The organism is Helicobacter rodentium ATCC 700285, assembly GCF_000687535.1.
GTDB classification, from domain to species: domain Bacteria; phylum Campylobacterota; class Campylobacteria; order Campylobacterales; family Helicobacteraceae; genus Helicobacter_D; species Helicobacter_D rodentium.
On sequence record NZ_JHWC01000004.1, the window covers coordinates 115,108 to 129,928 of the forward strand.

Consider the following 14,821-nt stretch of genomic DNA (forward strand, 5'->3'; position numbering starts at 1 on the left):
ACCTTTAATCTTTTATAATAAAGCGTTCATAAATTTAAATTTAAAAGGAGAACAAATGAAAACAAGCAAAATTTTAAGCATTCTTGCAATCTTAGGATTCCTATCTACTACAACCTTTGCGGAGGACTTTTTAGCAAAATTAACCAATGGCGCAGTAAGTGATACAAGTGAGGGCGTGAGAGTTTTAAGCGCAGAGGAGGAAAGGGAAGTTGTAGGGGGATTCCGCTATCTTGGCTCAAATTATGGCTACACTTATGTTTATATGCCATTAAAAAACAACTATAATGCAAACACAAGACCACAAACAAACAATCAAAAAATCCTTTCTAATGCGTTTATGAATAATTACAAACCACCACGCATTAAATTTAGTAAGCCTTAGTAAATAAGGGCTTATATGTTTGGTGGTCTTACAAGTGTAGCAAACAGCTTAAGGAATCTTGTAGTTTATGAGTCTCCAGAAGTTTCATTTAATGGGGCAAAGCTACAAGAGGAATCTATTTTAGAAGCAAAAAATGACAATTCCAATGTCTATTTTAGGGACGCATTTACAAATGAAGTAATAGGTGTAGAGCTTACAAGCGAGAATATTGCACGATTGCAAAATGTCTTTGGCGGTGGCGCATTAGAGAATATTGGCAATGGCAAAGCTATCCTAAGTGGCAGAGCGGAAGAGTTTGTAAGTGGTTGGTATGCGGACATTGCACATAAAAGGGGCTATTTAAGAGCCGATACTGATTTTAATGGAATCCTAAGTGCAGAGGAAAAGAAAAATACAACTTCGTTTTTTGGTGTTAGTGCGTTTGTCAATGGTAACTCCATAGCCCCAGCAGAATTTTTGCGATATAGCAAGGCGGGTGCATTTTCTAATGCCTCACAAACTCCTAATTCTAGCGATTCTATCGCACAAGAATTAAACAAAACCTTAGAATATGATAAAGATATGGACGGGCGCATTTTGTGGGGCGATACAGGCACACTAGCAAGTGATATGGAGTATCTAAAATCATTTATAGATGAGGATAGTAAAGGTTATGTGCCACCTTCTATTGATGAATTTTTAGCTTTTTTAAAACAAACAATGGAAGACTTGAAAAAAATGTCAGAGGAAGAGCTTAAAAAAGTCGGAATAGATTCTAACGCTATTGATTTAACAGCTTCCGCAGAGGAAGTGTTTAAACAAATTATGGAAAAAGACAATGGGGCGGATATTTTAAAAAATATCAAAGAAAAATTAGAAAATCAAGGTAAAGGCGAGAATGAAATCTCTAAAGCAAATGCAGAGCAAACAATAGACAATGTGGAGGATAATTCCACTTTTGCAGAAATATCCAAACTCACCAAGCTTGATAAAGAAACACTAGCTTACAATCTACAAAATAATCCAAACTTTGAAGAGGATATTATTTCTCTCGTGCAGGAATTAACACAAAATGTAGATAGGATACATTCTAACACTTTTGAACTACAAAGGGCATTAGACATTTTGGCTTGAAGCTTTTCTCATAGGAATCCCAAAGAGATAGAATCTAAACAAGATTCCAAAGAATCCAAGTTATCAAATCCATTGAATCGTTTGTTAAAGGGGTGTGGTAAGCGGGGAATCCGCCTAACTACTACAAGCAGACTTGCCGTTATCCACAGGCTGAATCGCGCTGTTGTCTGCTAGTTTTTTAGCATTAACTTCCTCTATAAACTCCCATACAGATTTAGCAGCCTTTAGATATTCTTTTGCCGATTTGGATTCGGGTTTAAAATACACGATAGGTTTTCCATTGTCTCCACCCTCACGCACGATAGGTTCAATAGGAATCTGTGCTAGTGTTTTTGTGTTAAATTTTCTAGCAACCTCTTCGGTTGTGCCTTTGCCGAAAATATCGTATTCCTCTCCGCAACCCGGACAAATAAAGCCGCTCATATTCTCTATGATTCCTGCTACAGGAATCTTAAGCTTCAAAAACATATCCAACGCTCTTGCGCCATCATCAAGCGCGACTTTTTGTGGAGTAGAGACTGCGATTCCTGCGGTTACAGGGACGCTTTGGGCAAGAGTAAGTTGCGCATCGCCGGTTCCCGGAGGCATATCAATCACCATTACATCTAAATCCCCCCACACGACATCACTTAGCATTTGCTCAATCGCGCGGATAATCATAGGTCCTCGCCAAATCAAGCTTTGCCCCTCGTCATAAAGAACACCCATAGAAATCATTTCAATCCCAAAAGCTTGAAGTGGAATAAGCTTTTTAAGCTTGGAATCCACTTCGGGTTTATCTTTTTCTAATCCAAGCATTCTAGGCACATTAGGTCCATAAATATCGGCGTCTAGGAGAGCGACTTTTTTACCTTGCATTGCTAGAGCAATCGCGAGATTCACGCTCGTGGTAGATTTGCCCACACCCCCTTTACCGCTACTTACCATAATGAAGTTTTTAATCTGCGGGGCTAGATTTTTTGTGCCTTGTGGCTTTTGCTCCTGCGGTTTGGGCTGTTTAATGTCTATGTTTATTTTTGTAACACCTTGTGCATTGAGCTTTTGCGTAATAGAATCTCTAAGCGTTTGTGCAACTTCTGGAGAAGCAGACGGAATCTCTATGCGCACAGCGACAGAATCACCTTGTGTAAGTGTTTCTTTCACAAATCCAAAGGTTACAATATCCTTTTCAAAATTAGGATAAATGACTTCTTTTAAAAGTTGAATGACTTGTTCTTGATTCATAATTTTTCCTTTATTTGATGTTGTTCTACAATTTCTTGTGAAATTTTGTAACTACAAAATTTCGGTCCGCACATTGAGCAGAATTTTGCGTCTTTGAATACCTCTTGCGGCAGACTTTCATCGTGATATTCACGCGCTCTCTCTGGGTCAAGGGCTAATTCAAATTGCTTATTCCAATCAAAATTATACCGCGCATTGCTCATTGCGTCATCTCTGATTCTTGCATTTGTGCGCCCACGCGCAATATCCGCAGCGTGTGCTGCAATCTTGTAGGCAATGATTCCCTCGCGCACATCTTTGGCATTGGGTAAGCCTAAATGTTCTTTGGGGGTAACATAGCAAAGCATTGCAACACCTTTCCAAGCAGCAATCGCCGCACCAATGGCAGAGGCAATATGATCATAACCCGCAGCAATATCCGTAACAAGTGGTCCTAAAACATAAAAAGGTGCTTCATAGCAAAGCTCTTTTTGTAACTCCACATTGCGCTCAATTTCATTCATTGGTGTGTGTCCGGGTCCCTCTATCATTACTTGCACATCTTTTTCCCACGCTCTTTTGGTTAATTCTCCCAAAACTCTCAATTCGTCTAATTGCGCCTCATCACTAGAATCCGCTAAGCAACCCGGTCGCAAGGAATCCCCAAGACTTAAAGAGACATCGTATCTTTGGCAAATATCCAAAATATCATCAAACGCTTCATAAAATGGATTTTGTTTGTGGTAATGCAACATCCAAGAAGCCATTAAGCTTCCACCGCGACTTACGATTCCCATTTTGCGTTTGGATAACATTGGCATATGTTCTAGCAAGAATCCACAATGGATTGTGAAATAACTCACGCCTTGTTTTGCCTGTCGTTCCATTACTTCTAGCATTTTGTCAATGGTAAGTGCATTAATATCATTTTTAACATCGTGTAGAATCTGATAAATCGGCACCGTTCCTATTGGCACACTAGAGCTTTGAATCACTGCTTCCCTTATGGAATCCAAATCGCCTCCCGTGCTTAAATCCATAATCGTATCCGCACCATATTTAATGGAGATAAGTGTTTTTTGCACTTCCTCTTCAATAGAACTTGCGAGTGCAGAACTGCCTATATTGGAATTAATTTTTGTGCGCGTTGCGATTCCAATTCCCATTGGTTCTAAATTTGTGTGATTGACATTAGCAGGTAAGATTAATCGCCCTTTTGCAATCTCTTTACGCACCACTTCTGCATCTAAGTGTTCAATATTTGCAACATATTCCATTTCTTGTGTGATAACACCCTTTTTTGCATAGTGTAATTGCGTTTTGATTTTATCCGTTTCTCTAGCTTTCACCCAAGATTTTCGCACAGAATCTCCTTTGAAGTTTTAAATTTATAAATTTTTTGTTATTTAAAACCTATAAAGTATCAAAATAAAAATAAAATTTAGCTTTTCTTTTTTGGAATTTATCATAAAAATATTTTTTTAAAGGGCTTATTTTATTTTGTAAGCCATAATTTAGCAATTTGTTCTAGTTTTTCTACACAATCACTTGCATAAAATGTAACCTCTGGAAAATCATCAAAGGTTTTTAATGTGTAAGAGTTTTGTAAATACTCCATAATTGCTTCTCCTGAATGTATGAGAAGAGGTTGGTTATTGTAGCATTGGGAGATAGAATCTGCAATGAGTGGGAAATGTGTGCAGCCTAAAATAATAGCCTCTGGCGTATGTGGATAGAGAGCAAAATAATGTTTGATTGTAGCATTTAGAATCTCGCCACTAAAGATTCCTTCTTCTACAATTGGCACAAAGAGGCTTGTGGCGAGTCCGAATGTATTATGGTAGCCTTCCTTTGCTAGAAGTTTGCTATAAAGTTTGCTTTGAATCGTTGCTTTTGTCCCTAAAATCAAAATTTTAGAATCTTTGTTTGGTATCTTGTTTTTTAACGCTAAAACTCCCGGTTCAATTACGCCAACAATAGGATAGGGGGCAACTTCCTGCATAGCTTTTAATCCATAAGCACTCACCGTGTTACAGGCAACTACAAGTAAATCCAAGTTGAAACTTTTGAAAAACTCTAGTGCTTCTAGGGAATATTGCACAATCGTTTCGGCACTTCGCACACCATAAGGCACACGAGCCGTATCGCCATAATAAACAATTTGCTTAAAATTGCGGGAATGGATTAGGCTTTTTAAGACACTAATTCCACCCGCACCGCTATCAAACACTCCAATTTTATGCGGAATCATCTTTGTTAGTCTTTCATATTGTCGTTCATCATATTTAAAAATTCTTCGTTGTCCTTGCTTTTTTGCATTTGCGAATAAAGGAAAGTGAGAGCGTCAATTTCATTATTCATCTGATGAATCGCATTGCGTAGCACCCAAACCTTTTGTAGTTTATCGTGTCCTAAAAGCAATTCTTCCTTGCGTGTGCCACTCTTTAAAATATCCATTGCGGGGTAGATTCTGCGTTCTGCAATATGTCGGGCTAAAACAATCTCGCTATTGCCTGTGCCTTTAAATTCCTCAAAAATCACTTCGTCCATTCGGGAGCCTGTTTCAATAAGTGCAGTTGCGATAATTGTCAAGCTTCCGCCCTGTTCAATATTTCTTGCCGCACCAAAGAATCGCTTGGGCTTGTGTAGCGCATTTGCATCTACTCCCCCACTTAGCACTTTTCCGCTACTTGGTGTTGCGGTATTGTAAGCCCTAGCAAGTCGCGTAATGGAATCTAGCAGAATCACAACATCTTTGCCCATTTCCACCATTCTCTTTGCCTTTTCTACAACAAGCTCCGCCACGCGCGTATGGTTGTTTGCAGGCATATCAAAGGTGGAGCTATACACCTCGCCTTTTACGCTTCTCTCCATATCGGTAACTTCCTCTGGACGCTCATCCACAAGCAAGACGATGAGTTCCACTTCAGGGTGGTTTTTTGTGATTCCATAAGCAAGTTCTTTCATCAGCTCGGTTTTACCTGTTCTTGGGGGTGCGACAATAAGTGCGCGCTGCCCCTTGCCAATGGGCGCAAATAAATCTAGCATTCTCCCCGTGATTTTAAAGCTATTGTATTCTAATTTGATTTGTTCGGTGGGAAAAAGAGGGGTTAAATTGTCAAATAGCGGACGATTTTTCATCTCCTCGGGAGATTGATAGTTAATCGCCTCAACTTTCAAAAGCGCGTAATACCTCTCTTGGTCTTTTGGGCTTCTGACTTGCCCTGTGATAATATCGCCATTTCTTAAGGTAAATCTGCGGATTTGTGTGCTACTAACATAGGCGTCATTTTGAGAACCCGAAAAGTTTTCATCAATGGCGCGTAAGAACCCATACCCCTCACTTGTAATCTCTAAGATTCCGGTAAAGAGAATAAAGCCACCCTTGCTTACTTGCGTTTTTAGAATCTCAAAGATTAAATCTTGACGCAGAAATTCTTGCGGATTCTCAATGCCGAGTGATTTTGCAATCTCTGCAAGTTTGTTGATAGATTTTGCACGCAAATCTTCTATTGTATAGCCTTCTACTGGCGTATGCGTCCTTGTTTTATATTCTTTTTTGTTTTGATTGTTTTCGCTCATTTGTTACCTTAAGTTTGTTTAAGATTCCTTGCAAAAGTTTTTAAAGAATGTAAAAAATGAATATAAAGAATCAGATGTTGAAATCCACGAAGTCCTTATGCAGTTCCTTGTAATTTTGCAATGAAGTAAAGCGGAATTTTAATCTAAAAGCGGAATCTTGTCAAGATTAAAGCGCAATCTTATGCAATAAAATCCATTAAACTGCGATAACTATTGATAAATAGCAGAATCGCAAAAACGATGAATACGATTCCACAAATTCTATCAATTACTCTAAAAAGCGCATTATTGATAAATTTACGAAAAAATGTCGCAATGAAAATCACAGATACAAAGGCAAGAGTGAGCGCAATGAGCAACACGAAAATACTTAATTCTAAATGCTTATCCATAAAAGGCGTGATGATTAGTCCAAAAAATAGAATTGCTTTGGGGTTTGAGAGATTGACAAGCATTCCTTTTAGCATAAAAGCATAGGGGCTATGGAATCGCATTTGGGATTCTGCTTGATTGAAATCAACCTTTGGGTTTGCGCAAAATAACAAAAGATAGGCAATGTAGCTTAAATAGATTCCGCCCACCGCGCAAAGAATGCCTTGAATGAGTGCGCCTTGAATGAAATGCGCAAAGCCAAAATATACAAGGCTTAAGAAAATAATCCAGCCACAAAAGATTCCAAAGAGGCTTAGGAATCCAATCTTTGCGCCATAACTTAGTGTGTTTCTAAGCACAAATAAAATATCAGGACCCGGTGTTAATGCAGTAATAAAGCCCACCGCGGCTAAACTAAGCAATTCAAGCATTAAAAATAAGGGAAGTTTTTAGGGATTTTTGAATTGCTGTCGTGAGTAATGAGTGTTTCTAAAACTGCCATACGAATCGCAACACCGTGTGTAACTTGTTCTAATGCTTTGCAACGTGGGTCTTTTAGCATAGAATCGCTAATATCAATGTTGCGATGCACGGGACCGGGGTGCAAAAGAATAATGTTGCGCTCCCCAAAAATTTCCTCTGTAATGCAATAATCACTCGCATAGTCTTTTAGGCTTGAATAAATAGGACAATCGTGTCTTTCTGTTTGTGTGCGCAGACTCATTACCGCATCCACTTCATCAATCACTTCTTTTAAAAATAAGCAATGACGCAATTTGGTTTTAGGGATAAAATGTGGAGGACCCACCAAAATTACTTCCATACCAAAGCGTCCCAAAAGTTCAATGTTGCTATTTGCAACGCGTGAATTGCGAATATCGCCCACAATCGCAATTTTTTTACCCTCTAAATTTCCTAAATGTTTGCGCAGTGTTAATAAATCCAAAAGTGCTTGTGTAGGGTGTGCGTGTGCGCCATCACCCCCATTGATAATAGAACAAGAGACATATTGTGAGAGAATGTTTGGCACACCAGAGTTTCTATGACGCACGACAATCGCGCTTGGATTCATTGCATTGAGGTTTGCTGCCGTGTCAAAAAGCGTTTCACCCTTCGTTGTGGAGCTTCTTGAGACATCTAAACGCACCACACTACCGCCAAGCCTTTTGGTGGCAACTTCAAAACTAGAGAGTGTCCGTGTGGAATTTTCAAAGAAAATCGTGATGATAATATGTCCATTCAAACTATTTCTAGGCTTAGACTCTAAAAAGCTTTGGGCTAAGTCCAAAATCTGCTCTATTTCATTTTTATTTAAATCTTTGGTTTCTAGGAGATGTCGTGCCATAATCAAACCTTGCAAAGTCTTTATTTTTAAATGAAAAATTATAAATTTATTTTGCTTTAAGTTTCCTTTGCGGTTTTTGTTATTTGGGATAAGATTATGTTAAAATGCGGAAAATTTTACAAATTTTCAAGGTTTTCAATGAATATAGCAGTGATTGGCACGGGATATGTGGGTTTAGTTAGTGGAACTTGTTTCGCAGAAATGGGTAATAGAGTAGTGTGTGTAGATGTGTTAGAATCCAAAATTGCACAACTCAAATCAGGCAAAATACCAATCTATGAGCCCGGACTTGAAGGGCTTGTGAGCAAAAATTATCAAAATGGCAATTTGTGTTTTACCACTTCTTTAAAAGAGGCGTTGAAAAAATGTGAGATTGTATTTATTGCGGTTGGAACGCCAATGGGGGAGGACGGAAGTGCAGATTTGCAATATGTGCTTCAAGCTGCAAAAGAAATTGGTGAGCAAATGGAATCGCAATTAATTGTTGTGAATAAATCCACCGTTCCAGTAGGCACTGCACAGAGGGTTCAAGAGGTGATTCGTGAATCCCTTAAAAAGCGCAATAAAACAATTTCCTTTAGTGTGGCAAGTAATCCGGAGTTTTTAAAAGAAGGCGATGCGGTGAATGATTTTTTAAAGCCAGACCGCGTGATTATTGGCGTAGAAGAAGAGTGGGTAGAAGAAAGATTAAGAGAGCTTTACGCTCCTTTTTGTCGTAGTTGCGATAGATTTATTGTGATGGATATTAAAAGCGCAGAGATGACAAAGTATGCTGCAAATGCAATGCTTGCGACAAAAATTAGCTTCATTAATGAAATTGCAAATATCTGTGAAGCAGTTGGTGCAAATGTTAATAGTGTCCGCGTTGGAATCGGAAGCGATAAACGCATTGGGTATAGCTTTATTTATCCGGGTTGTGGATATGGGGGAAGTTGCTTTCCAAAAGATGTAAAAGCATTATCAAAAATTGCATTAGACAATGGAATCAACCCTAAAGTGATTCACGCAGTGGAACAAGTCAATGAGGGGCAAAAACGCGTTTTGGGTAAAAAAATCGTGCAATATTTTGGAGAGGATTTAAGTGAGAGGCAGATTTGTTTGTGGGGGCTTAGCTTCAAGCCAGAAACAGATGATATGCGTGAGGCGACTTCTATTGTGCTAATTAATGAGCTAGTTGCACGAGGTGCGGTGGTAAAAGTTTATGACCCAAAAGCAATGCAAGAAGCACAACAATTTTATTTAAAGGATACTCCAAACCTATTGTATGCAAAAAACAAATATGATGCCTTAGAAGATTGCGATTGCCTTGTGCTTGTTACAGAATGGAAAGAGTTTAGAAGCCCAGATTTTTTAGAGATTAAAGAGCGATTAAAGTCTCCTGTTATCTTTGATGGGCGGAATCAGTATAACGCAAAAAGGCTTAAAGAGCTTGGCTTTGCTTATTATGAGATTGGTGTTAAGCAATGAGATGGCTTTTTATGCGATTCTTTATCTTTGGAATCTTGAGTTTATTTCTCTTGAATGGGTGTGCAAATCTGCAATCCTTTAAATCAAGATTGATTCCCTCTAAGCCGGAGGAATCCTACATTCAAGCCACACGCAAAAGTGAGCTAGTCTTTGAGGATACGACACGAATCGTGCTAATCGCAGTGCATTTAAATGCCTATGATGAGGAAAAATACCCGCACGAAAGAGGAGAGGTGTTTTTTATAGATGTGTATCAAAGTGAGCAAAATTCTTTAGGATTCTTAGAAAATGGCTATCGCTTGACTTTAAACAATGGAGAATCCCCAACAAAAATTACCCGATTGCAAAATAAAGATTTACAAGGCTTAATGCAACAAAATGCTATGCGTTGGGGAGAATATTATTTGGTTGAATTTGCACCACAAAATCAACGCATACAAGATAGTTTAATGCTTGTTTTGAGCCACCCAAAGTTTGGTAAAAATTCTTTAAAGTTTGGATTTAAGGGTTTAAGCAAAGAGGATTTGAAAGGAAAATAATTGCAGAATATTACACAAGGAATGCGCTTGGATATTGCCTGTGTGAAGTTTGGCTTAACAGAATCGCGCAACAAGGCGCAAAGCCTTATCAAAAAGGGTAAGGTTTGCGTGAATGGCACAATATGCAAAAGAGCTTCCTATGTGGTGGAATCTTGCGATTCCATTTCCTTTTTGGAATCTTTGCGCTTTGTGAGTCGCGCAGGGGAGAAGTTGCATTATTTCTTGGAATCCAATCCCTACTTAACGCAAGATTTTCATCGCTTAAATGCCTTAGATATTGGGTCTAGCACGGGCGGATTTAGTGAGGTTTTGTTGAGATTAGGCGTGGAATCTGTCGTGTGTGTAGATGTGGGGAGCAATCAACTCCATACAAGTTTGAGGCAGAATCCGCGCGTGAGATTCTATGAGCGCACAGATATTCGTAATTTTGCAAGAGAAAATCAAGAATCGCAAACTTTTTCTCTCGTGGTTTGCGATGTTTCTTTTATTTCTATCAAGGATATTTTAAGCGCAATCAAGGCATTAGCAAGTGGGCTTTTGATTTTGCTTTTTAAACCACAATTTGAAGTGGGGGTAGAAGCAAAACGCAACAAAAAGGGCGTGTTAATGGAATCGCAAAGTGCTATTAATGCGCTCAACCAAACCCTTGCGCTTTTAGAAAACGAGGGTTTTAAGATTTTAGTCTGTGAGGAATCCAAAGTGAAAGGAAAGGAAGGGAATGTTGAGTTTTTTATCGCTGCTCAAAAACTCTAAATTTGCTAAAAGTATCACAAGTCTTGCACTTGGGAAGTTTGATGGAATGCACAGCGCACACCAAGCCCTTTTTGATAAGTTAGGCAATGGGGGTGCGATTTTGTGCATTGAAAGCAATCAAGGCGAGTTGTTACCCCAAAAATATCGCGCTTTTTATACTTCCTATCCGATTTTTTCATTGCCTTTAGAATATGTCCGCGACAAAAGCGATAAAGAATTTGTGGAGTTTTTGTTGGAAGTTTTGCCCAATTTAAAATGTTTGGTTGTGGGGTATGATTTTCGCTTTGGTAAGGAGAGGCATTACTATACCTTTGATTTAAAAAAAAGATTTCAAGGGGAAGTGATTGTAGTTAGCGAGGTATTTTATAAAAAACTCTCTGTGCATAGCGGGTTAATCAAGGAATTACTTATCAATGGCAACTTAAAACAAGCAAACAAACTGCTAGGGCGTCCCTTTGAGATTCGCGGTGGAATCGTGCGGGGGCAGGGGATTGGTGCAAAGGAGCTTGTTGCGACAATTAACCTGCAAAATGATGGATTTTTGCTTCCAAAAGAGGGAGTGTATGCGGGATTTGTGCAATTAGGCGCACAAAGTGTGGAATCCCCAAAATATCCTGCAGTGATTTTTATTGGCAATCGTCTAAGCACAGATAAATCTTTTGCGATTGAGGGGCATTTGCTTGGGAAGTCTTTGGAAGTAAAGGAGAGGGAGGCGGGATTCTTTCTTGTAAAATACTTGCGTGAGAACAAGCACTTTGAGCATTTAAGCGCGTTAAAAGAGCAGATTTGTCGGGATATAGAGGAGGCTTATAAAGCTTTGAAATGTGAAAATAGAGAATCTAAAGAGAGTGTAGAAAATGCAAGTGGCGCAAACTTGGGATTCCAAAGCAGTGTAAAACAAACCACAGAATCACAAAATGCTATAAAGTCAAAGGAATAAGCAATGGATAAAGTTTTTACACAAGCCCCGCAGAAGCAATTTGAGTTTGATGCGAAAGTCGCGGGTGTGTTTGATGATATGGTGAGCCGCTCAATCCCTTATTATAAGGAAGTTTTGGGGCTTTGTGCGGATTTTGCATTGATGTATTTAAAGCCCGATTCCACCCTGCTAGATTTAGGCACAAGCACGGGGGCAATGCTAATAGAAATCGCCTCTAAGGCGGAGTTTCCGCTGAATCTCTATGGGATAGACAATGCGGAATCTATGCTAGAAATAGCGCGGAATAAATTAAGCGCGTATGAAATGTGTGCAAACCTCATCTGCGGGGATATTTTGGAGGCGGATTTCCCTAAAAGTGATGTTGTGATAGCCAATTACACTTTGCAGTTTATCCGCCCAATGCAGCGTGAAAAGCTCGTGCAAAAGATTTATGATTGCCTCAATCCTAAGGGCGTGTTTATCGTCTCCGAAAAGGTAATGGTGGAGCATAAGGAGCTAGATTTTAAGATGATTCAATACTATTTAGCCAACAAAAAGAAGCAGGGATATAGCGATTTTGAGATTGCAAAAAAGCGCGAGGCATTGGAGAATGTGCTTGTGCCTTATAGTGAGGCGGAGAATCGCGCAATGCTTTTAAACGTGGGATTCTCGTGCGTGGAGACGCTTTTTGCTTGGGTAAATTTTAGGAGTTTTATTGCGGTGAGGGGATAGGAATGGTGAAAGAATATTTTGATTCAAAGGAGAATGAGAATGTTAAACGAAGATGAGATAAAAACCTTGCAAGAGATAGAATCTAAATACTATATGCAACCTATGATTGCAAAAATCAATGCGGATATTTCTACTAAAACATTGAATTTTCAAGAAATTTTTAATCATCTCTATGGTTATCTTGTAGATTGCAAAGATGAGGTAGAGAATCTTATTCAACAAAGAATCCAAAGATGTGAGATTAAAGACGCTTCACAAGCGAGAAAAAGTATTGCTGGAAGTGCATTTTCCAATCTTATTGTTTGGGTGTTTCTTAAAAATAAAGAACAAGGCAGGGTGAGACAAAATATTTTCATTACTTCCAAAATCTCTTCTATTCCACAATGGCAGGATTTATTTTTGATTAAAGTAGGAGAGGAGACGCAAAAACCCGATGTGGATTTAGTTATTTACAAGCTAGATTCTACAAATTCTTTACAAAAATGTCTTATCCTTTCACTTAAAACTTCCTTACGCGAAAGAGCTGGACAAACTTATAAATGGAAGCTTTTAATGGAAATTGCTAATGCAGAATCTAGTATTAGAGAAAAATATGATATTTCTTATAATCCTCCCATTTTACCGCTTGTGTGTTTTGCTACTGTGAATTTTTATAATGAAATTAATAATCCACAGCATAGAGGAATGTTTAAATTTTTTGATTGTGCATTTATTGGCAAAAATATACAAACAGATGATTTTATAAAGCCTTTAAGTTATTTAATTGATTACATTAGTGAGAATTTTCAATGACACTTTTAGAATCTTTGCATTTAAATCATCAATTTGCACAAAAGTGTGCGCTTAAAGATTCTAAAGAGCAAGAATATCTAGCAGTTTACAATCCTAAATACGACTTTTTGGGGCAATCTTATGCGTCAATGTATCCTAATTTGCATAAATATCCCGCAACAATGCTTCCTCAAATTGGGTTTGAATTGCTTAAGGACTTTAAAGCAAAAAAAAGCAATCTTTTAGACCCATTTTGTGGGAGCGGAAGCAGTTTTGTAAGTGGTTTAGAATATGGCATTAAACATTTTGTTGGTTTTGATTTAAATCCTCTAGCGATGATGATTTCAAAGGCGAGAATGACTTATATAGAATATTCTTACCTTTTAAAACAAAAAGAAATGCTATTGCGTAACATAGAGTCTAAAAAGGAGCAATTTTTGGATTCTAATCCTCTAACAAACATTACAAATATTGATTTTTGGATAGAGAAAAATGCACAGCGGGATTTAAAAATGATTTTTTCTTATCTCAAAAATTTAGAGGATAAAAGTGTGCAAAATCTCTTTATGATTGGTTTTAGTGAGACTTTGCGGGAGTGTAGCTATACTCGCAATAATGAATTTAAACTCTTTAGAATGAAAGATTATGAACATTATAAACCCAATGTGTATGCAATTTTTGCTAAAAATATAGAATCTCTTGTGAAAGATTATTTGCAATTTTATCAACCCAAATTGCGAGAGATCAACCTTAATCTTAGCAATACAAATTTTCAAAATTCAAAGCAAAAATTTGATACTTTGCTGACAAGTCCACCTTATGGCGATTCTAAAACTACGGTTGCGTATGGACAATTTAGCACTTTTATTAATGAGTGGCTAGGTTTTAAGGACGCTAGGAAATTAGATTCTAAACTTATGGGCGGAATAAAGGCTCAAAAGCCTTATAATAGAGGCTTGATAAAAGATTATATTTTAGAAATTTCTACAATGGATAAAAAAAGAGCCTTAGAAATCTCAAGTTTTTATTTTGATTTAGAATCCAGCATTCAAACTCTCATAGATTCTATAAATATTGGCGGCAAAATATTTTTTATCGTAGGTAATCGTAGAGTAAAAAACATAAAGCTTCCTACCGATAGATTTATCGCTGAAGTTTTTTGTAACAATGGCTTTACGCATTTGCAAACCATTAAGCGCAAAATTTCTAACAAATCAATGCCACTTCAAAATTCCCCAACAAATAAAGCGGGGATTCTCTCACGCACAATAAATGAAGAATATATTGTGGTGTGCAAGAAGAGGAATTAGAAAAATGCAAAAATCATTAGAGATAGAATCGCAAATTACCAACATCAAATTATAAGGATTCCAATGCAAACAAATAAAAGTAATGTAATAAAAGTTTTACAACAACTCATCGCCTATCCCACAATCACACCACAAGAATGTGGAATCTATGCGTATATTAAGGAAATTTTAAGCGATTTTGAAGCCCTAGAGTTTGAGAAAGAGGGTGTGAAAAATCTTTTTCTTTACAAGGATTTAAGCGCAGGAAATGCGGAATCGCAAACCCATAATCACACACAAACCCAAAATGCAACAAGCGCAGTTTTAGACTATGGATTGCCACGAGATTCTAGC

15 protein-coding genes are annotated in these 14,821 nt (G+C 38.0%); 9 read left to right on the forward strand and 6 right to left on the reverse strand.

The genetic code is table 11. The features are described from left to right. Positions 1-55: 55 nt before the first annotated feature. Together BS85_RS10225 and BS85_RS10830 are read left to right on the forward strand one after the other, a co-directional pair. A complete protein-coding gene (locus tag BS85_RS10225) occupies positions 56-382 on the forward strand; it encodes a hypothetical protein (protein WP_034551141.1) in 327 nt (108 codons plus the stop codon). A gap of 15 nt (positions 383-397) precedes the next feature. Further along, positions 398-1,495, forward strand: coding sequence for a hypothetical protein (locus tag BS85_RS10830; RefSeq protein ID WP_051604680.1), 1,098 nt, complete (start codon positions 398-400; stop codon positions 1,493-1,495). A gap of 114 nt (positions 1,496-1,609) precedes the next feature. Here the strand turns inward: BS85_RS10830 and BS85_RS0104280 are convergent, their stop codons facing one another. From BS85_RS0104280 to BS85_RS0104305, 6 genes are all read right to left on the reverse strand, one after another. Then, positions 1,610-2,719 (reverse strand): Mrp/NBP35 family ATP-binding protein, encoded by a 1,110-nt coding sequence (locus BS85_RS0104280; protein ID WP_026943720.1) that lies wholly within the window; start codon positions 2,717-2,719, stop codon positions 1,610-1,612. Further along, positions 2,716-4,062 carry a phosphomethylpyrimidine synthase ThiC gene (thiC, locus tag BS85_RS0104285; protein ID WP_026943721.1) on the reverse strand — a complete coding sequence of 449 codons (1,347 nt, stop codon included), beginning with the start codon at positions 4,060-4,062 and terminating at the stop codon, positions 2,716-2,718. The genes BS85_RS0104280 and thiC overlap by 4 nt, the downstream gene beginning before the upstream one ends. Before the next feature lie 131 nt (positions 4,063-4,193). After that, a complete protein-coding gene (gene murI, locus BS85_RS0104290; protein ID WP_026943722.1) occupies positions 4,194-4,949 on the reverse strand; it encodes a glutamate racemase in 756 nt (251 codons plus the stop codon). 5 nt (positions 4,950-4,954) lie between these two features. Further along, positions 4,955-6,280, reverse strand: coding sequence for a transcription termination factor Rho (gene rho, locus BS85_RS0104295; RefSeq protein ID WP_026943723.1), 1,326 nt, complete (start codon positions 6,278-6,280; stop codon positions 4,955-4,957). 179 nt (positions 6,281-6,459) lie between these two features. Continuing rightward, positions 6,460-7,083 (reverse strand): LysE family translocator, encoded by a 624-nt coding sequence (locus BS85_RS0104300; RefSeq protein ID WP_026943724.1) that lies wholly within the window; start codon positions 7,081-7,083, stop codon positions 6,460-6,462. Continuing rightward, positions 7,083-7,997 (reverse strand): aspartate carbamoyltransferase catalytic subunit, encoded by a 915-nt coding sequence (locus BS85_RS0104305; RefSeq protein WP_026943725.1) that lies wholly within the window; start codon positions 7,995-7,997, stop codon positions 7,083-7,085. The genes BS85_RS0104300 and BS85_RS0104305 overlap by 1 nt, the downstream gene beginning before the upstream one ends. Before the next feature lie 138 nt (positions 7,998-8,135). On the opposite strand from BS85_RS0104305, the gene BS85_RS0104310 reads away from it, so the two are divergent. Genes BS85_RS0104310 through BS85_RS10240 form a run of 7 tightly spaced genes read left to right on the forward strand, consistent with a single transcriptional unit; the run spans position 8,136 to position 14,488 of the window. Further along, the gene (locus tag BS85_RS0104310) at positions 8,136-9,464 is read left to right on the forward strand and encodes a UDP-glucose dehydrogenase family protein (protein WP_026943726.1); all 1,329 of its coding nucleotides are present in this window, start codon (positions 8,136-8,138) and stop codon (positions 9,462-9,464) included. Further along, complete coding sequence (locus BS85_RS0104315) at positions 9,461-10,003, forward strand: hypothetical protein (RefSeq protein ID WP_245596282.1); 543 nt, start codon at positions 9,461-9,463, stop codon at positions 10,001-10,003. Before BS85_RS0104310 ends, BS85_RS0104315 begins: the two co-directional genes overlap by 4 nt. Next, positions 10,004-10,756 (forward strand): 23S rRNA (cytidine-2'-O)-methyltransferase TlyA, encoded by a 753-nt coding sequence (tlyA, locus tag BS85_RS0104320; protein ID WP_245596283.1) that lies wholly within the window; start codon positions 10,004-10,006, stop codon positions 10,754-10,756. After that, positions 10,722-11,696 carry a bifunctional riboflavin kinase/FAD synthetase gene (locus BS85_RS10235; RefSeq protein ID WP_084310161.1) on the forward strand — a complete coding sequence of 325 codons (975 nt, stop codon included), beginning with the start codon at positions 10,722-10,724 and terminating at the stop codon, positions 11,694-11,696. The genes tlyA and BS85_RS10235 overlap by 35 nt, the downstream gene beginning before the upstream one ends. 3 nt (positions 11,697-11,699) lie before the next feature. Continuing rightward, positions 11,700-12,407: a carboxy-S-adenosyl-L-methionine synthase CmoA gene (gene cmoA / locus BS85_RS0104330; RefSeq protein ID WP_026943729.1), complete on the forward strand. Its 708-nt coding sequence runs from the start codon at positions 11,700-11,702 to the stop codon at positions 12,405-12,407. 39 nt (positions 12,408-12,446) lie between these two features. Continuing rightward, on the forward strand, positions 12,447-13,199 hold the full coding sequence (locus BS85_RS0104335; protein ID WP_026943730.1) for a BsaWI family type II restriction enzyme: 753 nt from the start codon (positions 12,447-12,449) through the stop codon (positions 13,197-13,199). Next, positions 13,196-14,488: a modification methylase gene (locus BS85_RS10240; RefSeq protein WP_245596284.1), complete on the forward strand. Its 1,293-nt coding sequence runs from the start codon at positions 13,196-13,198 to the stop codon at positions 14,486-14,488. The genes BS85_RS0104335 and BS85_RS10240 overlap by 4 nt, the downstream gene beginning before the upstream one ends. The last annotated feature ends 333 nt before the right edge of the window (positions 14,489-14,821 follow it).